Here is a 21,727-nt window from a genome sequence, read left to right as displayed (position 1 = left end):
CACCCGGAGGAATCGCCATGGCCGGTGGCCGGTGCGACGCCCAAAATGCGCCACCTCACCCGTCACAGCTTTTGCGAGGTTCATCATGTACACCGCCATCGGATACGCCGCCCAGTCGGCCACCACTCCCCTCGCCCCCGTGAAATTCGAGCGCCGCAGCCCTCGTGCTGACGACGTTGCGATCGATATTCTCTACTGCGGCGTCTGCCATTCCGACATCCATCAGGCACGCAACGAATGGGGCATTGCCGTTTACCCGCTGATGCCCGGCCACGAAATCGTAGGCAAAGTTACCGCCGTCGGTGCGAATGTCACCAAGCACAAAATCGGCGATCTGGTGGGCGTCGGCTGTATGGTCGATTCCTGCCGCAGCTGCGAAGCCTGCCAATCGAACCTCGAGCAATACTGCCTCGAAGGCCCGACCATGACTTACGCCACCCCGGACCGAGTCGATGGCACCAACACCATGGGCGGCTATTCCGACAGCATCGTGGTCAGCGAACATTTCGTGGTGCGCATCCCGGAAAAACTCGACCCGGCCAGCGCCGCGCCGATCCTGTGTGCCGGCATCACCACCTACTCGCCGCTCAAGCACTACGGCGTGAAGGCGGGCGACAAGGTCGGGATTCTCGGCATGGGCGGCCTCGGCCACATGGGCATCAAGTTCGCCAAGGCAATGGGCGCGGAAGTGACGCTGTTCACTCGCTCGGCGAGCAAGGCTGAAGAAGGTCGTCGCCAGGGGGCGGACCACGTGATCGTGTCCACCGATGCCGAACAGATGAAGGCTGCGGCAGGACATTTCGACTTCCTGCTGGACACCATTCCGGTGCAGCACGACCTCAATCCCTACCTCGATACGCTACGTTTCGACGGCGTGCATATTCTGGTGGGCTTGATCGAACCGGTCGATCCACCGATCCACGCCGCCAAACTGGTATTGGGCCGTCGTGTGCTGGCCGGCTCGCTGATCGGCGGCATCGCCGAAACCCAGGAAGTGCTGGATTTCTGCGCCGACCACAACATCACCTGCGACATCGAAATGCTCGACATCCGCCAGATCAACGAGGCTTACGCCCGCATGATTGCCGGTGATGTGAAGTACCGCTTCGTCATCGATATGGCGACGCTGAAAGTCTAATCAGACCTTCGCGCCAAGCTCCGCAGACAACCGGGCCGTGACCCCTTTGATCAGGGGAATCAGCTCGGCCATTTTCTCCAGCGGCATATACGGCACGGTGCTGGCGATGCTGATGCCGGCAACGATGCGCTTGCTGGCATCGCGGATCGGAGCCGCTACACAACGGATCGACGGTTCGTTGTCTTCCAGATCGAAGGCATAACCGCCTGCCACATACTCGACCATGCGCTGCTGAAACTGCTCCCAGGACTGCTCCGGGTGTTGCGGCCAGAACTGATTTTTCCCACCCGCCGGCAAGCTGACTTCGTACAGCCGCTGCCATTCTTCCTGCGTGTCATCGAGCATCAGCGCCTTGCCGATCCCGGTGCGCGCCAACGGCATGCGATGGCCAACCCGCGAACGCATTTCCGGGCCATTGCGCCCCGGATTCTTGTGCAGGTACAGCACTTCGTCGCCTTCGCGAATCGCCAGGTGAATGGTGTCGCCGGTCAACGCCGACAACTCATCCAGATACGGCCCGGCCAATGTGACCAGCGGCAATTCTTCACGCGCCTGGAAGCCCAGCTCGATCAACTTCGGCCCCAACAGATAACCGACTTGCGGCACCACGCGCAGATAACGCTCGTCCACCAGGCAACTGGCCAGACGATGGGTGGTGCTGCGCGTGGTGCCGATCAGCCGGGCGATCTCCTTGAGATCGCGGGCACCACTGGCCACGGCCTGAACCACACCCAAACCACGAAGCAGTGTCTGGGTGCCGGTCGGTGCGGCGTCCTTGGCGATTTTTGGGGCGTCTTCCTGCATATCCAGCCTTTACCGTTGAGCGAGTGAACGGGCGGCATTATGGTCGCCCGCATGCCGCAACTACAACTTGATACGCTCGACTTTGCCGACCAGCAAGATGTAGGAAAGCGCGCCAATCAACGCCAGAACCGAGATATAGGTGATCGCCGGGGCGAACGAATCACCGGTAGCGAGGAAACCGATGACGATCGGCGTGGTAATCGCCGACAGGTTGCCGATGAAGTTGAACACCCCACCGGTCAACCCGAGCAATCGCGCCGGGGCCAACGTTGAAACCAGCGACCAGGTGATTGAAGCCAGCCCGTTACCGAAGAACGCCAACGCGAGGAAGGCAATCACCAGCGGTGTCGACTCGACGAAGTTGGCGCCGATGATCGAAGTGGAAATCAGCAGACCGCCAATGATCGGCAACTTGCGGGCGAAACCCACGGTGTAGCCGCGACGGATCAGCCAGTCGGAAAAGAACCCGGAACAGAGCACACCGACGAAGGCAGCGAGAAACGGCAGCGACGCCAACAGGCCGGACTTGATGAAGTCCATGCCGCGATATTTCACCAGGTAGGTCGGGAACCACGTCAGAAAAAACCACAACGTCGAGTTGAGGCAGAACTGGCCGAGGTAGATGCCCCACAACTTGCGCTTGGTCAGCACGATACCGAGATCGGTCCAACTGAATTTGGCTTTCACTTTGGCTTGTTCAGCCTGGATATCCACCAACCCACCGCCCTCGCGGATCAGGTCGATTTCGGCGTCATTGGCGCCTTTGAAATCCCTTGGTTCGCGATACACCGCGTACCAGATGACCGCCCAGAGAATGCCCACCGCACCGGTGCTGACAAACACCATGTGCCAACCATATTGGTGCTGCAGCCAAGCCAATACCGGCGTCAGGAACGCCAGACCGACGAACTGCCCGGAGGTGTAGAAACCGATGGCGGTAGCGCGCTCGCGCTCGGGGAACCAGGTGGTGACCACACGGCTGTTGATCGGATACGCGGGGGCTTCCAGCGCACCGACTGCCATGCGCAATACGAACAGTGCGATGAAGCTGGCGGCGAAACCGAGCATGACGGTGGCGATCGACCATAGCAGCAGCGCGACGCTGTAAAGGATGCGCGGCGGAACGCGATCCACCAGCCAGCCGCCGGGGATTTGCATGGCGGCGTAGGTCCAGCCGAATGCGGAGAAAATCAGCCCGACATGGATCGGGTCGATGCCCAGTTCGCTGGTGAGTGCCGGGGCGGCGATGGACAGGTTGCTGCGGTCCAGGTAATTGATCACCACGGTGATAAACAGCAGCACCATGATGAAAAAACGCTTGCGACTGGGCGTCACCAACGACGCCTGCCCTGCGAGGGTTTGCGGTTGCATGAGGGATGCCTCTTCTTATGTTTATTGAGGTCGATGTAAAGGCTTGCGCATGCCCCTTGTAGGAGTGAGCCTGCTCCGGGCGGCGTTCCGACGATAGCGGTGTGTCATTCAGCATTGATGTCGACTGACACACACCATCGCGAGCAGGCTCGCTCCTACAGGGGATGGTGGTGGGTCAGGGGGCACTCACCACTCGGCAAAACTGCCATCGGCATGGCGCCAGATCGGGTTGCGCCAGCGGTGGCCGACGGCCGCACGTTCGATCACATATTCCTCGTTGATCTCGATCCCCAGGCCCGGACCATTCGGGATTTTTACGAAGCCTTTGTCGTAGTCGAACACCCGCGGATCCTTGACGTAATCCAGCAGGTCGTTGCTCTCGTTGTAATGAATGCCCAGGCTCTGCTCCTGGATGAACGCGTTGTAACAAACCGCATCCAGCTGCAAACACGCCGCCAGTGCAATCGGGCCCAGCGGACAATGCAGCGCCAGCGCCACATCGTAGGCCTCAGCCATGTTGGCGATCTTGCGGGTTTCGGTGATACCGCCGGCGTGAGACGCGTCCGGCTGGATGATGTCGACGTAGCCTTCGCTGAGCACACGCTTGAAATCCCAGCGCGAGAACAGCCGCTCACCGAGGGCAATCGGGGTGCTGGTCAGCGGCGCCAATTCCTTCAGCGCTTCGTAGTTTTCGCTGAGCACCGGCTCTTCGATGAACATCAGTTTGTACGGGTCGAGTTCCTTCATCAGCACCTTGGCCATGGGCTTGTGCACCCGACCATGGAAGTCCACGCCGATGCCGACGTTCGGGCCCACCGCATCGCGCACGGCGGCGACGTTGGCCAGGGCCAGGTCGACTTTCTCGAAGGAATCGAGGAATTGCAGTTCTTCGGTGCCGTTCATTTTCACCGCAGTGAAACCACGCTCAACGGCCTCTTTCGCAGCGCGAGCGGTGTCCGCCGGCCGGTCGCCGCCGATCCACGAATACACACGAATCTTGTCCCGCACCTGCCCACCGAGCAGATCGCTGACCGACACACCCAGGGCTTTGCCTTTGATGTCCCACAACGCCTGATCGATACCGGCCAACGCGCTCATGTGGATCGCGCCGCCCCGGTAGAAGCCGCCGCGGTAAAGCACGGTCCAGATGTCTTCAATGTTGCGTGGGTCTTTGCCGATCAGGTAGTCGGACAATTCTTCAACGGCAGCCGCCACTGTGTGAGCGCGGCCCTCGACCACGGGTTCGCCCCAACCCGTCACGCCCTCGTCGGTTTCGACCTTGAGGAAGCACCAGCGCGGCGGAACGATGAAGGTGGTCAGTTTGGTGATTTTCATCTTTTTGTCTCTCTTATAGATGTAGCGCTCGCAGCGCCAAAAAGTCTTAGCGAAGGGCTTTCCAGGCAGCCACGTAGGCCTTGGCGTTAAGCGCCACTTCATCTGGCGTCATGCCCGGCTTGAACAACCCGGAACCGAGGCCGAAGCCTTTGACGCCCGCATCGATAAACACCTGCATGTTGTCCGGCGTGATCCCGCCGACCGGTGCCAGAATCGTTCCCGCAGGCAGCACTGCGAGCCAGGCTTTGACGACTGCCGGGCCCATCTGCTCGGCCGGGAACATCTTCAATACGTCCGCCCCTTCGGCCAATGCGGCAAAGGCTTCAGTCGGTGTGGCCACACCCGGCGACAGGAACAGCCCCGCCGCTTTCGCTGCGCGCAACACCTTGGGATCGCTGTGAGGCATGACGATCACCTGACCGCCCGCCGCTTTCACTTGCTCGACCTGCTCCGGCGTCAACACCGTGCCGGCACCGATCAGGCAATCAGCGGGCAAGGTACTGCGCAGGATGCGGATACTTTCGTACGGCTCAGGGGAATTAAGCGGCACTTCGATGACGCGAAATCCGGCGGCATAAAGGACTTCGCCGATGGCTGCCGCTTCTTGCGGGCGCAGGCCACGCAAAATCGCGATCAGACCGTTTTGCGCCAATGCTTGCTTGAGCATGTCAGACCTCCAGTCAGGTTTAACGGGATGGGTTGGGTGTGATCAGTCCGGCGGCAACCGCCAACTGCCACAAGCCGCGCTCGGTGGCTTGTTCGGCCAGGGTCACCCGGGCAAAACCGCAGGCGTCGAGCGCCCGGCTGTAGCGGGCACAGAGTTGGGCATTGCCGATGAGGACGATCGAAGGCAGATGAACGCTGTTGCGTCGGCGGCGCTGAACACTCGCCAACGCTGACAGTTCATGGCCGATCAACAGACCGGACAAGTAATCCGGTTGGGCGGTGGCGCTGAGTTCGCCCGTCAACCCGAGGCTGCGGGCACTGAACAATGTCGACAACGGGCCAATCTCGCCATCCGCCGACAGGGCCACCTGCACACCACGATCAAAGGCTTGGCCATCGAAGGACGCGCCCTTTTGCTGGGTGCGCCCCAGAATGCTGTGTTCGCTGAGCACGGCAAAAACTTCGCCGGTCATGAAGGTATCGAACTGCACGATGCAGCCGTCGGCCACTTCCACCCATTTCGAATGACTGCCCGGCAGGCCGATCAACAGATCACCACCCGCCTCGGCCGGAAGATTCTGCAGCACGCCGAGCACTTGGGTTTCTTCGCCGCGCATCACGTTCGGCAACCGCGAGCGCTGAATCACACCCGGCACGATGTGCACATCGACACCGCGAAGACTGCGAACCGTTTGTAGGGAGGTTCCGAGATTGGCAACGTTTGCAGGCGTATCGCAGTAGGCCGCTTCACGCCAGCCTTGTGCGCTGCCGACCATGCCGCAAGCAATCACCGGCAAATCGGGCTGCGCGTCGAGCCAGTCACCGCAGGCCTCATCGAAGGCCAGTTCAAAACCGTCGGTACATTCCTGACCCGCAATCATTCGCGGCGTACCGGGCAGCTGCATGATCCCCGACGACAGCGAACGCTGTTCGAGGACCTGGCCACCCGTGGTGAGTTTGTAAGCACGTAATGAGGTTGTCCCCCAATCGAGCGCGATCAATTGCGCCAGCATCGCTTCACCTGTTTTGTTTATTGGCAGTGAGTGAGCTGGACTATAAACCCGGACGCATAAAAATCTCAATATATAAATAATGATCCCATATATTGAGACAAGATAAAAAAAAGATCGCAGCCTACGGCAGCTCCTACGGATAGGTGTAGGAGCTGCCGAAGGCTGCGATCTTTAATAGACGCCGGTTGCGATCTAGCCCTCGGCAAACTCCCGCAAAACCGCCCCGTCCATCCGATACCGAACCCACTCTTCCTGCGGCTGCGCGCCCAACGACTTGTAGAACTCGATCGCCGGTTTATTCCACTCCAGCACGCTCCACTCAAATCGACCGCAATCATTGGCGCAGGCGATTTTCGCCAGGTGGCGCAGCAAGGTTTTACCCGCCCCGCCGCCACGTTGCTCGGGGGTGATGTAGAGGTCTTCGAGGTACAGGCAGTTGCTGCCAAGCCACGTGGAATAACTGAAGAAGAACACCGCGAAACCGATCGGCAAGCCGTCGCGCAAACAGATCAGGCCGTGGGCGGTGGCGCCTTCGCTGAACAGGCTGCGCTCGATGTCGGCGACGCTGGCGATGACTTCGTGGCGGGCACGTTCGTAGTCGGCCAGTTCGGTGATGAACCCGAGGATTTGCGGTGCATCGCTCGGGGTCGCCGGGCGGATCTCGATCGTCATGGACGTGCCTTCGTCAAAAGTGGAAAACGCCATACTAAGTCGGCGCACGGCGCTCGTCACACTGGAAATGCAAAGCTGATCCATGGAGCATGTGTCGCAGCAGGCTTCGCCAGCTGCTACAAGGCTATGTCACTGCAAAAGACGTTTTCACTTAACAGGATGTTTATGACCACTGATGCTTTCGCGCCACTGCAACTTCTCGCTGCGCAACTGCTGCCCCACGCGCTGGAGCCGTCGGAAGATGGCGCTCACGATCTGTCGCACTTGCAGCGGGTCTGGCACAACGTGCGAATACTCCACGCTGAAGAAGGTGGTGATCTTGAGGTGTTGCTCGCATCAGTGCTTTTGCATGATTGCGTGGCGGTAGAGAAGAACTCGCCGCTGCGTTCTCAGGCCTCGCGGCTGGCCGCCGAGAAGGCATCGAAATTGTTGACGGAACTGGCCTGGCCAGATGTAAAAGTCAGCGCGGTTGCCCATGCCATCGAAGCGCACAGTTTTTCCGCCAACATCGCGCCGACCACGCTCGAAGCGAAAATCATGCAGGACGCCGACCGCCTCGACTCCCTCGGCATGCTCGGCGTGGCGCGGACCTTTTACATCGCCGGACGTATGGGCAGCGCTTTGTACGACCCACAGGATCCCGAGGCGAAGGACCGGGAATACGATGACAAACGTTTTTGCCTCGACCATTTCCAGACCAAGCTGCTGCACCTGGCGGATGGATTTCAGACGACCACCGGCCAGCGTCTGGCGCAGACTCGCCACGAACGGTTGAAGGGCTTCATGGCGTTGTTCAAGGAAGAAATCGGCGCCTGCTGAAGGCTTTACTCCGGCCAGCGCTAACCCTGAAATCGGTAACCTCATACCTGACATCAGCGCCTTGCGTGATAGATAGATGAAGCTCTCTTCTATCGGGTCAAGGAACCGCGTCATGCCTAGTGCACCACCCCAAGTCTCAAGCAGGTTGTTCGGCCTGTTTTGCCTGGCCAGCTATTTGCTGTCGCTGTCCTATGGCTCGACCTTTTTGCTGTCGTTGTTGATAGGTTCCCGCGGCGGCAACGAGCACGATGCCGGCAGTGTGATTTCGGCGGCGATGCTCAGTACGTTTGCCGCCGTTATTGTTTCCGGGCACTTGTCCGATTTGCTCGGCGCGGCGCGCTCTATTGCACTGTTCGGCATTCTGCTGGTGGCCGCCAGCCTGGGCTTCGCCTTGGCGCCAGGCTTCGGCAATCTGCTGTTGTTTTTCGGGTTATTGCTGGGGCTGGGTTGGGGCGTGTTCTACACCCTCGGCCCGATCATCGTGGCGAGCCTGGTAACACCTGCCCAACGGGCAAAATACTTTGCGCTGTTGTCGGGCAGCATGATGACCGGGATCGGCAGCGGTCCCTTGTTAGGTCGCGCTGCCAGTGCGCTCGGGTATCCGATCACCGCGGCGTTTTACCTCGCGGCGCTGGCCAGCCTGATCGGCGTGTTGCTGTTCTGGCGATTGGATTCGCAGCTGAAAAAAGCGCCGGCGCACTCGGCAGCGATGTCACGAATTTCCTGGCGTGCAGCGGTGCAAGTGCTGTCGTCCAGAGCGGTGTTCCCGATCATCATGGTCGGCCTCGGTGGTTGCGTTTTCGGCGGTCTGTCGAGTTTTCAAACCAGTTACGCGGCGGCGCGTTCACTCGACTATTCACTGTTCTTCCTCGGCTTCATGAGCGCAGCGATCAGCAGCCGAATGCTGATCGCCGGTTTCGTGGTCAAGCGCGACCCGTTCCGGGCCTCCTGCCTGTTGTCAGGCGTGATGATGGGCTCGATCCTGATGTTCGCTTTTGTGGTCAACGACGGCTTCAGCTACGTGCTGGCGGCGGTGATGCTCGGGGTCGGTTACGGGCTGACCTATTCGGTGATCAACGGCCTGGCGGCCAACGAGGCACCGAACGGCACCACCGCGCAATCCCTGCTGCTGTTCAGCCTGTCCTACTTTATCGGCGTGTTTGGCTTTCCGTTGCTGGCCGGGAAAATCATCGTGGAACAGGGAATGGCGACGCTGTTGCTCACGGTGTTAGGGGTTGCTGTATTGAATTGGCTGATCAGCGTCGGTCGTCTGATCTGGCGTCGGGCCGTTACCAGCAAAACGTTGCAGCAGGCCTAGACCGTTCGTCGTTCATCAGGCACCAATCCAAATCGTGGGCTGACCAATATCAGATAAGGACTCTAATTAAATGGACCTATCCACACCATGAAGAGGTAACCATGAACGCCGATAAAAACCTTGAGCAAGAAGTCCTGACCCGTCTGCTGCATGCCCATCCAAGCGGTTTGGGCAAAGAGGTCCTGGACAATTACCGCGGGGAGAGAGTCGTGGCCAGCACCCTCGCCACGCTGCAGGATCGCGGATTGATCCAGCAGGGTCATGTGATCTGCAACGAGGCCGGCGAGCACTCGTTGAACCTGCCGATCAAACTCAGTGCCGCTGGGGTTGAAGCGGCGCGCAAGCTGGAAGTTTAACAAGATGAATCAGGTCGCAGTCGTGCGCGGCTGCGACCAGGTAAGGTCAGGATTGATGTTGAATCTTATGACCCCTTCGCGAGCAGGCTCGCTCCTACAGGGGATTTGTGTCGTTCACAGATTCAGTGTAGGAGCGAGCCTGCTCGCGAAGGCGCCAGATCAGACACCGAAAGTCTTACGGATTAACGCATCCACTTCTGCAGTCCCCGGCGATGTCGCCGGCCCCCACCGAGTGACCGCCAACGCCGCAGCCGCATTAGCCCGTCGCGCCGCGTCAACCGGGACCAACCCTTGCGCCAACCCGGCCACAAACACCCCGGCATGCGCGTCCCCCGCGCCATTGCTGTCCACCGCCTCAACCTTGAAACCCGGCACATGCTGGCGGTCTCCACCTTGGCTGATCCAGCACCCTTGCGGGCCGTCACGCACCACCATCAACACCTCGGCCGGCAGATGATCGGCCAACCGGTTCAAGGCCTCGGCAATGTCCGACGCACCGGTAAACTTCAATGCCTCGACACTGTTGCTGGTCCATAGATCGATACGCGCCAGCAAGGCTTGCATCAACGGCTCATCCGGTGAATCCACCAGCGGGCCCGGATCGAAAACCACGTTGATTCCTCGCGGCAAATCCAGCACCCAATCCACCAGTGCCCGGGCTTTGCCGCCATGCAGCAGGCTGTAGCCGCTGACGTAGACATAGTCACCCGCCTCGGCCGGCACGCTGGCCAAATCCTCGGCATTGAGCTCACCTTCGGCACCGATATAGGAAATAAAACTGCGCTCGGCCGAGGCTTCGGTCAACGCGACGCACAATCCCGTATCCCGTTCGGCACGGTGAGTGATGCCGATCCGAATGCCTTCAGCGTTCATTGCCTCGCGGGCCAGGTCGCCAAAACGCCCGGTGCCGTGGCGCCCGAGGTAAACCACCGGCAAGCCATTGCGCTGGGCGGCAGCCATCACATTGAAGCCGCCGCCAGCCTCGAAACTGGCGGATTGCGCCAGCACGTCGCCGCCCGAATGCGGCAGTTTATCCACGGCCATGACCAGGTCGATCATGACCTGGCCGGTGTGCAGCAATCTAGGCATGAGCATTCTCGACCAACGCGGCGCGGCGATCCTTGGCCCCGCCGAGTACAAAGTAAATGCCGCCGGCCACCAGGAACGTCACGATCCAGCCGAGACCGTTATGGCCCAGCCAGGAGTCGGACAGGAAACCGCGGAACCAGACAGTTTGTTCAGTCGTGCCGATGGTGGTGAAGCTGAAGCCCAGCACGATCGCCAATGCCCACGCACCGAAGGCGCGCCACTCGATACCGCCGCTGTACCAGTAAGCGCTGCTCGGGCTGACGTCCAGCAAGTCTTTGGGGCTGTAGTAATGACGATGGATCAGGTCGACGACGAAGATCCCGACCCACGCGGTGATCGGCACGGCCAGCAGCGAAATGAAGGTAATGAACGGGCCGTAGAAACTGTCGGCGATCAGCATGAAATAGATCGAACCGGCGAAGATCGCGACGATGTCCACCACCACCGCGTAGACGCGTTTGACCTTCAGGCCGAGGGTCAGCGTGGTCAAACCGGCGGAGTACACCGACAGGTTGTTCGACAGCAGCAACCCGCCGAACGCGGTGATCAGGTACGGCACGGCCATCCAGGTCGGCAGCATGTCGCGGATGGCAATGATCGGGTCGGTGGCCGAGGCCAGATCGTTGTTGCCCACCGACAGCAGGCCGCCGAGGGTGATCAGCAGCACCAGCGGAATCCCCGCACCGAACGCTGCCGACGCCACCAGGCGTGCGGCTTTGACACTGCGGTGCTGGTAGCGCGACATGTCGGCACCGGCGTTGGCCCAACCGATCCCGGTGCCGGCAGCCATGGTGCCGACGCCGATAATCATCGCGCTCAGCGGTGCGGGCGTGGCGTTGAACACCGCGCTCCAGTCGATGGTGGCGCAGAGAAAACCGCCGACCAGAATATTCAGCGCGCCGAACACGTAGGTTGCCCACTTCTGGATCACCAGCAAGGTGGCGTGACCAAGACCCGACACCGACAAGGTCAGCAGCACGAAAATCGCAATGAAGATCAACGTCAGCACCGGTGCGCTTTTGGCTTCCACCGGCGAGCCGAACAGGATCGAGCACAGCGACAACAAGACGAACGCGGCGGTGGTGGTGTTGACGGTTTCCCAGCCCAGACGAGACATCAGCGAGACCAGCGTCGGGCCGATGTTGCCGCGTACGCCGAAGATCGCTCGCGACAACGTCAGGCTCGGGGCGCGACCACGGCGACCGGCAATGGAGATGATCCCGACCACCGCGAAGGAACCGGCAGCCCCCAGGATCGCGACGATGATCGCCTGCCAGATCGCCAAGCCGCGAAAGGCTACAAGGGTCGCACCCAGCGGCAGGCCGAGGATGGAGATGTTGGCGGCGAACCAGACCCAGAACAGTTGCAACGGATGGCCGTTGCACTCTGCTTCCGGCACCGGTTCGATGCCACGGGTTTCCAGTTGCCCGGCGCTTGGCCCGGCGTTTGATGAACTCATGTGAAATGCTCCTGTTGCCATTTTTGTGGTTGTGGGCAATTGCGGAAGTCGACATAACATCCCGGCGGTCCTGGCCGTATTCCTGCGTTCCATTGCGGGGTTATCAATTCAATTCGGCGGTGCGCCCATCGCGAGCAGGCTCACTCCCACAGGTACGGCGTGTACCGTGCGGCTTGCACTTTCCCTGTAGGAGCGAGCCTGCTCGCGAAGAGGTCAGTCCAGTCAGCGCAAAGCCAGTAGACCCTGCACCAACGGTTCCAACTCCAGATCATTAACGACTTTGACCTTGTCGATCATCGCCGCCGGCCAACATTCAAGGCCCAGGCAGGCCCCGAGCATGGCGCCGAGAATCGCCGCGATGGTGTCGGTGTCGCCGCCAAGGCTGGCGGCCATGCACAGCGCTTCGAACGCGTTCATTTCACCAATGGCCACTTGCTGGGCCAGGGCAAAGGAGACCACCACCGATTCCTGTGAAGCCACCGAAGTGCCGATCACGTCGTACATCAAATCCGCCAGCAACGCCTTGTCGCTGTCGACACTGATGGTTCGCGCCCAACTGATGCGCGAGGCGATGCGTCCGCCAGCCACCCAGTAACCGTGGCTTTCAGCTTGCTGAGCGATTTGCTGGCCGAGGTTCAACGCCTCACCCAGGTCCATTCCGTTGATACCGGCCGAGACCACCGCCGCCACCGCCGCCGCACTGGAAATGCCCAGCGTGGTGTTGTGGGTGACCTGGCAAGCCTGCACGACAGCGTTGATGAATCGCTCAGGGTTGGCGACATCCGCCGCGATCCCCACCGGCGTGATGCGCATCGCCGCGCCATTGGTGGTGCCGTAGCGCCCCGCTTCTTCCGGCGAGTGGCCGGCGAGGATCATTTCGATGGCACGTTTGGTCGAAGGGCCGAGCAAGTCTTGCGAGCCCTTGGCCTGCATCGCGGCCTCCCATTCGATCAACCGTTGGGCGAGCAGCGACGGTTCGATCCGGCCCTCGCCTTCAACCAGCAATTGGCCGACCAGAATCGCCTGCTCGGTGTCATCGGTGATCGAGCCTTTGAGCATGTTGGCGGCGATCGGTTGATCGGGGCCTGCGTCTTCCAGGTCAGTGATCTCGCCGAAGCGCACCTTGATCTCGGCGCGGCTCAGGGATTGGGTCGGCATGCCCAGCGCATCGCCCAGAGCCAGTCCGTAGAACGCGCCCAATGCACGATTGAGCGCAGTCACTTTGACTCTCCAAATTGCAGGTGCAGGCGAAAATGCACCGGGTCGAGCAGGCTTTCAACCTGCTCCATGAATCGGTTTTGCCGGTCGTAGGTGGTGCGCAAGGCCTTGAGGAAAACCGTGCCTTCCGGACGGCCGAGCAGTTCGGCGTCTTCGGCGTTCAAGGGTTCGGCGCCGATCCATTGATCGCCGCGCTCGCCGATATAGCCGTAGGCGGCCAGGGTGATGGTCAGGGAGTTGTCGATAAGGCCGACCCGCGGCAGGCTTTCCAGGCCTCCGGTGGCGGGCATCAATGAGCGTTCAAGGGAGACCAGCTTGCCTTCGTTGGAACGGCGGCGACGGTCGAGGGTGATGAATTGGTCGGTGCCGAAACGCGGCAACAGGTCAGGACGGGTGACCGCCTCCAGTCGCAGCACTTCGGTATTGATCAGCGCCCCGCTGTCGGCCAGGGCCTGGGCCCAGCCGCTGCGCTGATCGAGCACCACGCCGTCGAAGGTGACGATGGAACCCACCCCGCTTTGTGTCGCGATGTAATTGCGCCGTTTCAACTCAGCCAGGGCTTCGCGCAGCGTGCCTCGGCTGACTTTGAATTCTTGAGCCAATTGATGCTCGCCCGGCAACAGAAAGCCGTCCTCCATGAGGCCGCTTTCGATGCGCCGGATGAGTTCGTCGACCACCCGTTGTTTCTTGTCAAATCGTACCTGTCTAATCATGTACAACTTGATATCCGAAACGGGTTACAGCAAGCAAGGAATATTTAAGGGAGGTGACAGAAGGAGTTACTTCGGGAAGCGACCGCTACGCGGTCAATCGCGAGCAAGCTCGCTCCCACAGGGGTTTTGCGGCGGACACATATTTTGTGCACGACACAAGCCCAATGTGGGAGCGAGCTTGCTCCGACAGATAATGGATGTCAGCGCTGTTTGAGGCGGTCGATGACCACGGCCAACAGCAAGATCGAACCGCGAATCACGTACTGGTAGAAGGTATCAATGTTCTTCAGGTTCATCGCATTCTCGATGATCGCCAGAATCAACACCCCGGCAATCACATGCCGGATCATGCCGATCCCGCCGCTCAACGACACCCCGCCCAACACACAGGCAGAAATCACCGTCAGCTCAAAACCCTGGCCAATCATCGGCTGTCCGGACGTCATGCGCGACGCCAGGATCACCCCGGCCAACGCCCCGATCAAGCCGTGCACGGCAAAGATAATGATCTTGGTCCGGTCAACGTTCACCCCGGCCAGCAGCGCCGCTTCCTGGTTACCGCCGATGGCCATGGTGTTGCGCCCATAGGTGGTGTAATTCAGCAGCCAGCCGAAAAACAGGAAGCAAACGATAGTGATCAGGATCGGCACCGGCACACCCAACAACTGGCCATTGCCGAAGACGAAGAACTGCTCTTGCGACACCCCCACCGCTTTGCCGTTGGCGAAGATGTAAGCCAGGCCTCGAACGATCTGCATGGTCGCCAACGTGGTAATCAACGCATTGACCCGCAGCTTGGCGATCACGATGCCGTTGATCAACCCGACGATCAGCCCCATGAACAGCGCCGCCACCACACCGAGAAACACGCTGTCAGTGTCGCGCATCACCACCGCTGCAACCACGCCGGCGCAGGCAATCACCGACCCCACCGACAAATCGAAGTGCCCGGACGCCAGGCAATACAACATGGTGCACGCGGCAATCCCCGTCGTCGAAATCGCCAGGCCCAGGCCCCGCATGTTCAGCGGCGAGAGGAAGTTATCGATCAGCAAGGTGCAGAGCACGAAGATCCCGACGGCCGCCAGCAGCATCACCCAGTCATCGAGAAAACGCCGCAGGTCCAGAGGTTTGCGCTGGGTGGGCAAAGCGTTGTTTTGGATAGTCATAGTCACCTCTCAGTTCGCCACGCCGTCAGCGCGTTGGCGCGGCAAAGCCAGTTGCAGCAGGTTGGATTCATTGGCCTCTGCGCGAGACAACTCGCCGCGCATCGCGCCTTCGCAGAGCACCAGGATGCGGTCGGAAATACCCATCACTTCCATCAGGTCGCTGGAGACCACGATCACCGCGATGCCGCTGGCGGCCAGGTTGTGGATGATCTGGTAGATCTCGGCTTTGGCGCCGATGTCGATGCCGCGAGTCGGTTCGTCGAGCAGCAGCACTTTCATCGGCATCGACAGCCAGCGGCCGAGAATGGCCTTCTGCTGATTGCCGCCGGACAGGTACATGATTTTCTGCGCCGCATTGGGGGTCTTCACTTTCAGCGCCTTGATCTGCTTGTCGGCGTTGTCCTTCTCCCACAAGCCACGCAATAGGCAACCGAAAGTGGAGTGGGCGCCGCGGGCGCTGATGTTGATGTTCTCGGCGACGCTGGCAAGCGGCAGGATGCCCTCTTTCTTGCGGTCCTCGGGGCACAGCAGAATCCCGGCGGCAATCGCATCGCGGGGTGAACGCAACTTCAGTTCATGACCGCGCAATTCCAGGCGCCCGGCGGTGTTGCGCTCAAGGCCACTGAGCATGCGGAACAGCTCGGTACGACCGGCGCCGACCAAACCGAACAACCCGAGAATCTCGCCTTTGTGCACCTCGAAACTCACCGGCTCACGCAAACCCGGCCCCAGCAAACCGTCGACCTTGAGCGCCACCGCGCCACGCTGACGGTGGCGGTAATCGTAGATGTCCTGAATGTCGCGACCGACCATGCAGGTCACCAACTGATCGTGAGTCAGTTCGCTCATGTCCTCGAAAGTACGCACAAAGCGACCGTCCTTGAACACCGTCACCGCGTTGCAGATGCGGAACACTTCTTCCATGCGGTGGGAGACGTAAAGCACCACTTTGCCTTCGTCGCGCAGGCGACCGATGATCGCCATCAAACGATCAATCTCCCGCGCCGACAGGCTGCTGGTCGGTTCGTCGAACGCGATCACATGCGCCCCACGGGACAACGCCTTGGCGATTTCCACCAGTTGCCGCTGACCGAGGGACAGGCGCCCTACTTTCTCTTGCGGATCGATTTCATCGGCCAGGCCCTTGAGGCAGGCCAATGCCTGTTGCCGCAACGCGCCGCGATTGATCAGGCCGAAACTGGCCGGCAGATGACCGAGGAACAGGTTCTCTGCCACGGTCATTTCCGGGACCAGGTGCAACTCTTGATGGATCACGGCGACGCCACTGCCGATGCTGTCGGCGGTGGACTTGAAAACCATCGCCTGCTCGCCGATCTGCAGGTCGCCGCTGCTCGGGGTGTAAGCACCGCCGAGGATTTTCAACAGTGTCGATTTGCCGGCGCCGTTCTCGCCCATCAAGGCATGAACCTGCCCCGGGTGGGCGACGAAGCTGATGCCATCCAGCGCCTTCACCCCAGGAAAGGTCTTGCCGATCCCGTTGAAGCGCAAGCTGCCGCCGGCATTGTGTTGTTGTGTTTTTGATTGCGCGTGCATAACCCACCTCTTCACACAGATCAGGCAGCCCCATCGCCAGGGCCGCCGATGAAATCAACCGTGCCTCAGTTCCAGAGGCCGATCTTTTCCAGTTCCTGCTTGAAGTTCTCGCGAGTGATCAGTGTCACGTCGTCCATCGCGGTGTACTTCGGCGGTTCTTTGCCGGTGGTGACCCACTCATGCATCATGCTCGCGGTGTTGTAGCCCTCGATGTGCGGGCTCGGCAGCATCGAGCCGAAGAAGCCACTGTTGGCCTTCTTCAATTCGCCGATGGCGTCGGTGCCGTTGATGCCGATGCCGATCACGTTGGCCGCGGCAAAACCGGCGCTCTCGGTGGCGCGCACGCCGCCCAGCACGGTGTTGTCGTTCATGCCGCCGATGATCAGGTTTTTCGCTGCGCTCGGCAGTTTCACCAGCGCCGAGTTGGTGGCGTCCATGCTGCCGGGTACGTCGAGGGTTTTCAGCGCCGAGAACAGAATGTGGTCTTTCGGCATGCCGGCGTCTTCCAGCGCTTTGACCGAACCGTCGGTGCGTTTCTTGCCGGTGTCGAGTTCGTTGAAGGTGTTGATCACCGCGTAGGTGTCTTTCCAGTCCCAGCCACGTTTCTTCGCTTCGGTGGCCATGGCGCTGCCCTGCTTCTGGCCGACTTCGAACGCGGCCATGCCGAGGTACGGAACGTCTTCCATGAACTTGCCGCCGGCATCGACAAAGCGGTCATCGACGGCGATGACTTTCAAACCGTTGAGCTTGGCCTTGGCCATGATCGCCGGGCCGAGGGATACGTCTGGCGGGCAGATCACAAAGCCCTTGGCGCCGTTGGCGGCGAGGCTGTCGATGGCCGAGAGGGTTTTCTCGCCGTCCGGCACGGCGATCTTGATGACGGTGAAGCCCTTCTCTCTCCCGGCCTTTTCGGCGAATGCCCATTCGGTCTGGAACCAGGGCTCTTCTGCCTGCTTGACCAGAAAGCCGATCTTCACTTCCTCGGCCGCCAGCAACGAACTGCTCAGGCTGACCGCGGTGACCGCCAAAGCGGCACAGCACAGGGAACGGATCCCACGACGACGATTCATAAGCTGACTCCTTGTTATTTTTTTTGAGCGTTATTTGAAAGCCAATCAAACTGTGCAGCTAATAGTCATATCGTATGATGATTGGATTTCAGGCGTAGTTCCGCGCCTGAAATCCGATTGACTCAGTCGTGGTACATGACCGAGCGACCGCCATCGATGGTGATGCACGAGGCATTGATGAACGGCGCTTCATCGCTGGCCAGGAAAACAGCAGTCATGGCCACTTCGATCGGCTGACCGATGCGACGTGGCGGATGCAGATCGAAAGCGCGCTGACGCTCGGCATGCGGGTCGGCAAAACCGTTCCAGTAATCAACATTCAGTTGGGTTTCGATGTAACCCGGCGCGATGGCGTTAACGCGAATACCCTTCGGCGCGTATTCGATGCCCAGGGCGCGAGTCAGGCCGAGCAGGCCATGTTTGGCCACCGGGTACGGAAAGCAGCCGGGAATGATGTGAGTGGAATGGGTCGAGGCGATGTTGATGATGCTGCCGATGCCTTGCTCGATCATCTGCGGCAGCACCGCTTTGCAGCCATACCAGGCGCCGTCCAGGTCGATGGCGAAGCAGCGGCGCCAGTCTTCCTCGGTCATTTCCAGCGGGTCGCGGAACACATTGACCCCGGCGCAATTGACCAGCACGTCGATCCGACCGTGCAGCTCGATCGCCAGTCTGGCCATGGCGTGCAGGTCTTGCTGGTTGGAAACGTCAGCCTTGATTGCCTGAACGTCGAAGCCCTTGTCACGCCAGTGCGCCGCGACTTTTTCGACTTTCTCACCCTGAATATCGCTGATGATCAGCTTGGCCTGCTGGGAAGCGAAGGTCGCGACAATCGCCTCGCCAATACCCTGAGCAGCACCGGTCAGCAGCACGACCTTGTTTTTCAGGCGCTCACCCTTCGGCGGTTCGGGCACCGGTGGCAAGGAAAGAGGTTCAGCCATGGATCAAGTCTCCTTTTTGAAGGCACGACAAAAACCGGGCATCTGTCGATGTCCGGTCAAAAGGCTTTTTGGAAAATCGCTGCATCACTTCACCTGTTTTGTTTTTTTAAGTGTGAGTGCGTGTAACTGATGGAGCCGACTATAAACCCGACCGCCAAATAATCTCAATATATAATTTAACATCCCATATTTTGGGATTCATCCCGCAAACCGAATACAGGTTTTTCCGGGCACATCGACTTGAATCGACAGCAACGCACCGTCCAACGGATGGTTGAGCGGGCTCGCGGCGCTGGTGATGTACAGGGTTTTCATGTCTTCCCCCCCGAATACACAACTGGTGGGGCGGCTGATGGGCAGCTCGATCACGCGATCGACCTGTCCGTCCGGGGTCAGCCTGAGCAGACAACTACCATCCCAGCGAGCGTTCCAGAGGTAACCTTCGGCATCCATCGCCGAGCCATCCGGCCCGCCGCGTTCATGCGGTCCGAACCAGACCCGGGCCGGGTCGAGGTTGCCGTCAGTGCGGATGAAATACTGGTAGAGCGTATTGTCGAGGCTGTCGGCGAAATACACGGTGGTTGCGTCTTCACTCCACAGCAACGTGTTCGGAATGCCCAACCCTCGAAGCAACGGCGTGACCCGAGCATCGCGATCGATGCGAAACAGGCCACCGGAACGCCGCACAATGGGCACGTCTTCGCCCCGCTCGCCGATGTTGTTCTGCATGGTGCCGAGCCAGAGCCGGCCCTGAGCATCGCAGCGGGCTTCATTGGCGCGATTGCCGGGTTGCGGATCGGCGACGCAGAGCAACGTCAGTCGCGGCTCCAGGCCGGGGGAATCCAGATCGAGTCGATACACGCCGCTGTTCAACGTCACCAGCGCATCGCCGCTTTCGCAGGGGATGAAGGCAGACACATGCTCGGGCATCTGCCAGATCTGCACGTTGGCACCCATCAGCCGCAGCGCTTGTTGACCGGCGATATCAACCCAGTACAGTGCCTGGGTAGGCGCATCCCAGAACGGGCCTTCACCCAGTCGTGCCCGGTGTTCGGTAACCGCAGTCCACGTCATGAAACCTCCTGCATTGTTCTTGTTCTTTATGTGGGAGCGAGCTTGCTCGCGATGGCGGTGTGTCTGTGACATCAATGTTGGATGTGCTGACGCCTTCGCGAGCAAGCTCGCTCCCACAGGGGATTTGTGTGATCAACTGGCTTTTCTGTCGGCCATGACTTGCGGGTAGAAACGCTTGATGGCCAGGTCGGCGTTATCGATCAGGGTCATGCAGGCCCAGACACCCCGCGCGGCATCCCGGGCGGCGATGGCCTCGGCCATGTCTTTGTGTATCGGTAGCGTACGGCGCAGTTCGTCCGGGTCGGCGGCGGACACTTCGAAAGACACCGCCAGCAGCGCGCCGAGGGCCGGGACCATTTGTTCGATGAATTGATTGTGGCTGGCCGCGAGGATGCACTCGTGGAAAAACTGGTCGGCGCGGTTGTAATCGACGCCGCTGTCCACTGCCCGCTCCAATGCGTTGTAAGCCTGAAGGATGGCGTGAACCTGCTCGACGGTAGCGCGCTCGCAAGCCCAGCGGACGGCCATGGGTTCGATGGTGCGGCGCAGGTCGAGCAAGTCGTCGACGAAGTTTTCCGGCAAGCCGCTGCGCGACAGCCAGCCTACGACTTGCGGATCGAAGAGGTTCCAGCGACGCACCGGCAACACTCGTGTGCCGACCTTTGGCCCGACTTCGAGCATGCCCTTGGCGACCAGGGTTTTGATGGCTTCGCGGATAACGGTGCGGCTGACACCGAGTTGCTCGCCCAAATCGGCTTCGACCTTGAGCGTTTCACCCGGTTTGACCTGCCCCGTGGCGATCCAGCAACCCAGCCAATCGACCGTCGACGCATGAAAACTGCTGGACATGGACACCTCGATTCAGGGACGGCACATAGCCGTTCGCGATGGGTGCCTACGCTAATCATCATACGATTGTGTGTCAATTTGATTTTTCTGCCTGACGGCGTTCAGGCGAGCGATTTGAACGAACCCACGTTGTAACCTACGGTTAGCCGCGACAGATCAAGCGCAACTAAAGTCCGCTATCGACAGGTATAAGCATGAACATGGATGCGTCTACGCAATACCCGATTGTTTTGGTCCACGGCCTTTTTGGCTTCGATAAAATTGCCGGTTATCCCTACTTCTTCGAGATCAAGGAAGCTCTGGAGCACGCTGGGGCCAAAGTGTTTGCCGTTAACATTCCAGCCGTTAACGGAAACGAGGAGCGCGGTAAAAAACTGCTCGAACACGTCAATCGCATATTGCGGGAAACGGGAGCTGCCAAGGTCAATCTTATCGGCCACAGCCAAGGTCCATTGGCTGCACGCTACGTAGCGGCGCTACACCCGGAAAAGGTCGCATCAGTCACTTCTGTCAGCTGCCCCAATCATGGCTCCGAGATTGCCGACCAATTGCATAAGGCGCTGACGCCTGGGGAGATGCCCGAAGCGCTCGTACTGGTTCTGTTCAAAGCAGTCGGCACCTTCATTTCGTCGATCAGCGACCATCCGGAAAACCCTCAGGACGCTCAAGCGGCTTTCGAATCCCTGACCAGCGCAGGATTGGCCGCTTTCAATCTCAAGTACCCGCAAGGGCTACCGCAACATTGGGGCGGGGAAGGCAACGAAATTGAAAACGGCGTGTACTACTACTCCTGGAGCGGGATCCTGCAAAACTTTCAAAGTCTGCAACCGCTCGATCCGTCCCACTTGAGTTGTATCGTGCTGTCGAAGTTTTTTTATAAAGAGAAACACGCCAACGATGGGCTGGTCGGACAGTACAGCTCGCACCTGGGCAAAGTCATCCGTTCGGATTACCCGATGGACCATTTCGATGCAGTCAATCAAATGGCCGGGATCACGAGTTGGAACGTAAGCCCGGTCCACCTCTATCTTGAACATGCGGCTCGGCTAAAGGACAAAGGTTTGTAGGCAAAAAAAAATGGCCCGCTTGAATAGCGGGC

General features: G+C 59.9%; 21 protein-coding genes. 5 read left to right on the top strand and 16 right to left on the bottom strand.

Going from position 1 to position 21,727, the window contains the following annotated elements; genetic code table 11:
* The first annotated feature begins 85 nt into the window (after positions 1–85).
* Positions 86–1,138 (top strand): NAD(P)-dependent alcohol dehydrogenase, encoded by a 1,053-nt coding sequence (locus tag VD17_RS24810; protein ID WP_046056115.1) that lies wholly within the window; start codon positions 86–88, stop codon positions 1,136–1,138.
* On the opposite strand, the gene VD17_RS24805 is transcribed toward VD17_RS24810, so the two are convergent.
* From VD17_RS24805 to VD17_RS24780, 6 genes are all read right to left on the bottom strand, one after another.
* Complete coding sequence (locus VD17_RS24805) at positions 1,139–1,942, bottom strand: IclR family transcriptional regulator (RefSeq protein WP_008152270.1); 804 nt, start codon at positions 1,940–1,942, stop codon at positions 1,139–1,141.
* Positions 1,943–2,002: 60 nt separating this feature from the next.
* Positions 2,003–3,313 carry an MFS transporter gene (locus tag VD17_RS24800; RefSeq protein ID WP_033056994.1) on the bottom strand — a complete coding sequence of 437 codons (1,311 nt, stop codon included), beginning with the start codon at positions 3,311–3,313 and terminating at the stop codon, positions 2,003–2,005.
* A gap of 186 nt (positions 3,314–3,499) precedes the next feature.
* The gene (gene dgoD, locus VD17_RS24795; RefSeq protein ID WP_008152275.1) at positions 3,500–4,648 is read right to left on the bottom strand and encodes a galactonate dehydratase; all 1,149 of its coding nucleotides are present in this window, start codon (positions 4,646–4,648) and stop codon (positions 3,500–3,502) included.
* A 46-nt stretch (positions 4,649–4,694) separates the two neighbouring features.
* A complete protein-coding gene (locus VD17_RS24790; RefSeq protein WP_046056114.1) occupies positions 4,695–5,315 on the bottom strand; it encodes a 2-dehydro-3-deoxy-6-phosphogalactonate aldolase in 621 nt (206 codons plus the stop codon).
* A gap of 19 nt (positions 5,316–5,334) precedes the next feature.
* Complete coding sequence (locus VD17_RS24785; protein ID WP_046056113.1) at positions 5,335–6,327, bottom strand: 2-dehydro-3-deoxygalactonokinase; 993 nt, start codon at positions 6,325–6,327, stop codon at positions 5,335–5,337.
* 192 nt (positions 6,328–6,519) lie between these two features.
* Positions 6,520–6,999 (bottom strand): GNAT family N-acetyltransferase, encoded by a 480-nt coding sequence (locus VD17_RS24780; protein ID WP_046056124.1) that lies wholly within the window; start codon positions 6,997–6,999, stop codon positions 6,520–6,522.
* 165 nt (positions 7,000–7,164) lie between these two features.
* Between VD17_RS24780 and VD17_RS24775 the strand changes: the two genes are divergently transcribed.
* The 3 genes from VD17_RS24775 to VD17_RS24765 all read left to right on the top strand — a co-directional run bounded on the left by VD17_RS24775 (position 7,165) and on the right by VD17_RS24765 (position 9,492).
* Complete coding sequence (locus VD17_RS24775; protein ID WP_046056112.1) at positions 7,165–7,818, top strand: HD domain-containing protein; 654 nt, start codon at positions 7,165–7,167, stop codon at positions 7,816–7,818.
* A 112-nt stretch (positions 7,819–7,930) separates the two neighbouring features.
* Positions 7,931–9,136: an MFS transporter gene (locus VD17_RS24770; RefSeq protein ID WP_046056111.1), complete on the top strand. Its 1,206-nt coding sequence runs from the start codon at positions 7,931–7,933 to the stop codon at positions 9,134–9,136.
* A gap of 101 nt (positions 9,137–9,237) precedes the next feature.
* Positions 9,238–9,492, top strand: a complete 255-nt coding sequence (locus VD17_RS24765; RefSeq protein ID WP_046056110.1) for a hypothetical protein — start codon at positions 9,238–9,240, stop codon at positions 9,490–9,492.
* 159 nt (positions 9,493–9,651) lie between these two features.
* Here VD17_RS24765 and VD17_RS24760 read toward each other — a convergent pair whose 3' ends face one another.
* The 10 genes from VD17_RS24760 to VD17_RS24715 form a co-directional block, all read right to left on the bottom strand.
* Complete coding sequence (locus tag VD17_RS24760) at positions 9,652–10,581, bottom strand: PfkB family carbohydrate kinase (RefSeq protein WP_046056123.1); 930 nt, start codon at positions 10,579–10,581, stop codon at positions 9,652–9,654.
* Entirely contained in the window at positions 10,574–12,040 is a 1,467-nt protein-coding gene (locus VD17_RS24755) for a purine-cytosine permease family protein (protein WP_046056109.1), read from the bottom strand. The genes VD17_RS24760 and VD17_RS24755 overlap by 8 nt, the downstream gene beginning before the upstream one ends.
* A gap of 222 nt (positions 12,041–12,262) precedes the next feature.
* Positions 12,263–13,261: an ADP-ribosylglycohydrolase family protein gene (locus VD17_RS24750; protein ID WP_046056108.1), complete on the bottom strand. Its 999-nt coding sequence runs from the start codon at positions 13,259–13,261 to the stop codon at positions 12,263–12,265.
* Positions 13,258–13,971 carry a GntR family transcriptional regulator gene (locus VD17_RS24745; RefSeq protein WP_008152295.1) on the bottom strand — a complete coding sequence of 238 codons (714 nt, stop codon included), beginning with the start codon at positions 13,969–13,971 and terminating at the stop codon, positions 13,258–13,260. The genes VD17_RS24750 and VD17_RS24745 overlap by 4 nt, the downstream gene beginning before the upstream one ends.
* 200 nt (positions 13,972–14,171) lie before the next feature.
* The gene (gene araH / locus VD17_RS24740; protein WP_033056977.1) at positions 14,172–15,140 is read right to left on the bottom strand and encodes an L-arabinose ABC transporter permease AraH; all 969 of its coding nucleotides are present in this window, start codon (positions 15,138–15,140) and stop codon (positions 14,172–14,174) included.
* Between the two features lie 9 nt (positions 15,141–15,149).
* Complete coding sequence (gene araG, locus VD17_RS24735) at positions 15,150–16,694, bottom strand: L-arabinose ABC transporter ATP-binding protein AraG (RefSeq protein ID WP_033056976.1); 1,545 nt, start codon at positions 16,692–16,694, stop codon at positions 15,150–15,152.
* A gap of 65 nt (positions 16,695–16,759) precedes the next feature.
* On the bottom strand, positions 16,760–17,764 hold the full coding sequence (locus tag VD17_RS24730) for a substrate-binding domain-containing protein (protein ID WP_046056107.1): 1,005 nt from the start codon (positions 17,762–17,764) through the stop codon (positions 16,760–16,762).
* A gap of 122 nt (positions 17,765–17,886) precedes the next feature.
* Positions 17,887–18,705 carry an SDR family oxidoreductase gene (locus tag VD17_RS24725; protein ID WP_008152305.1) on the bottom strand — a complete coding sequence of 273 codons (819 nt, stop codon included), beginning with the start codon at positions 18,703–18,705 and terminating at the stop codon, positions 17,887–17,889.
* Between the two features lie 198 nt (positions 18,706–18,903).
* On the bottom strand, positions 18,904–19,779 hold the full coding sequence (locus tag VD17_RS24720; protein WP_046056106.1) for an SMP-30/gluconolactonase/LRE family protein: 876 nt from the start codon (positions 19,777–19,779) through the stop codon (positions 18,904–18,906).
* 132 nt (positions 19,780–19,911) lie between these two features.
* Positions 19,912–20,628 carry a FadR/GntR family transcriptional regulator gene (locus VD17_RS24715; protein WP_046056105.1) on the bottom strand — a complete coding sequence of 239 codons (717 nt, stop codon included), beginning with the start codon at positions 20,626–20,628 and terminating at the stop codon, positions 19,912–19,914.
* 194 nt (positions 20,629–20,822) lie between these two features.
* On the opposite strand from VD17_RS24715, the gene VD17_RS24710 reads away from it, so the two are divergent.
* On the top strand, positions 20,823–21,695 hold the full coding sequence (locus tag VD17_RS24710) for an esterase/lipase family protein (RefSeq protein WP_046056104.1): 873 nt from the start codon (positions 20,823–20,825) through the stop codon (positions 21,693–21,695).
* Positions 21,696–21,727: the final 32 nt, after the last annotated feature.

It is taken from the genome of Pseudomonas fluorescens (assembly GCF_000968015.1).
Taxonomy (GTDB): Bacteria; Pseudomonadota; Gammaproteobacteria; order Pseudomonadales; family Pseudomonadaceae; genus Aquipseudomonas; species Aquipseudomonas fluorescens_W.
This window is presented reverse-complemented; position numbering and strand designations above follow the sequence as displayed.

Bases quoted from the DNA above. Each gene is read 5' to 3' on its own strand.
- VD17_RS24755 (WP_046056109.1), bottom strand. From the start codon at position 12,040: ATGAGTTCATCAAACGCCGGGCCAAGCGCCGGGCAACTGGAAACCCGT.
- VD17_RS24780 (WP_046056124.1), bottom strand. From the start codon at position 6,999: ATGACGATCGAGATCCGCCCGGCGACCCCGAGCGATGCACCGCAAATC.
- VD17_RS24760 (WP_046056123.1), bottom strand. From the start codon at position 10,581: ATGCCTAGATTGCTGCACACCGGCCAGGTCATGATCGACCTGGTCATG.
- VD17_RS24725 (WP_008152305.1), bottom strand. From the start codon at position 18,705: ATGGCTGAACCTCTTTCCTTGCCACCGGTGCCCGAACCGCCGAAGGGT.
- VD17_RS24710 (WP_046056104.1), top strand. From the start codon at position 20,823: ATGAACATGGATGCGTCTACGCAATACCCGATTGTTTTGGTCCACGGC.
- VD17_RS24775 (WP_046056112.1), top strand. From the start codon at position 7,165: ATGACCACTGATGCTTTCGCGCCACTGCAACTTCTCGCTGCGCAACTG.
- VD17_RS24720 (WP_046056106.1), bottom strand. From the start codon at position 19,779: ATGACGTGGACTGCGGTTACCGAACACCGGGCACGACTGGGTGAAGGC.
- VD17_RS24810 (WP_046056115.1), top strand. From the start codon at position 86: ATGTACACCGCCATCGGATACGCCGCCCAGTCGGCCACCACTCCCCTC.
- VD17_RS24785 (WP_046056113.1), bottom strand. From the start codon at position 6,327: ATGCTGGCGCAATTGATCGCGCTCGATTGGGGGACAACCTCATTACGT.
- VD17_RS24765 (WP_046056110.1), top strand. From the start codon at position 9,238: ATGAACGCCGATAAAAACCTTGAGCAAGAAGTCCTGACCCGTCTGCTG.
- VD17_RS24745 (WP_008152295.1), bottom strand. From the start codon at position 13,971: ATGATTAGACAGGTACGATTTGACAAGAAACAACGGGTGGTCGACGAA.
- VD17_RS24800 (WP_033056994.1), bottom strand. From the start codon at position 3,313: ATGCAACCGCAAACCCTCGCAGGGCAGGCGTCGTTGGTGACGCCCAGT.
- VD17_RS24715 (WP_046056105.1), bottom strand. From the start codon at position 20,628: ATGTCCAGCAGTTTTCATGCGTCGACGGTCGATTGGCTGGGTTGCTGG.
- araG (WP_033056976.1), bottom strand. From the start codon at position 16,694: ATGCACGCGCAATCAAAAACACAACAACACAATGCCGGCGGCAGCTTG.
- VD17_RS24805 (WP_008152270.1), bottom strand. From the start codon at position 1,942: ATGCAGGAAGACGCCCCAAAAATCGCCAAGGACGCCGCACCGACCGGC.
- VD17_RS24790 (WP_046056114.1), bottom strand. From the start codon at position 5,315: ATGCTCAAGCAAGCATTGGCGCAAAACGGTCTGATCGCGATTTTGCGT.
- dgoD (WP_008152275.1), bottom strand. From the start codon at position 4,648: ATGAAAATCACCAAACTGACCACCTTCATCGTTCCGCCGCGCTGGTGC.
- VD17_RS24730 (WP_046056107.1), bottom strand. From the start codon at position 17,764: ATGAATCGTCGTCGTGGGATCCGTTCCCTGTGCTGTGCCGCTTTGGCG.
- VD17_RS24770 (WP_046056111.1), top strand. From the start codon at position 7,931: ATGCCTAGTGCACCACCCCAAGTCTCAAGCAGGTTGTTCGGCCTGTTT.
- araH (WP_033056977.1), bottom strand. From the start codon at position 15,140: ATGACTATCCAAAACAACGCTTTGCCCACCCAGCGCAAACCTCTGGAC.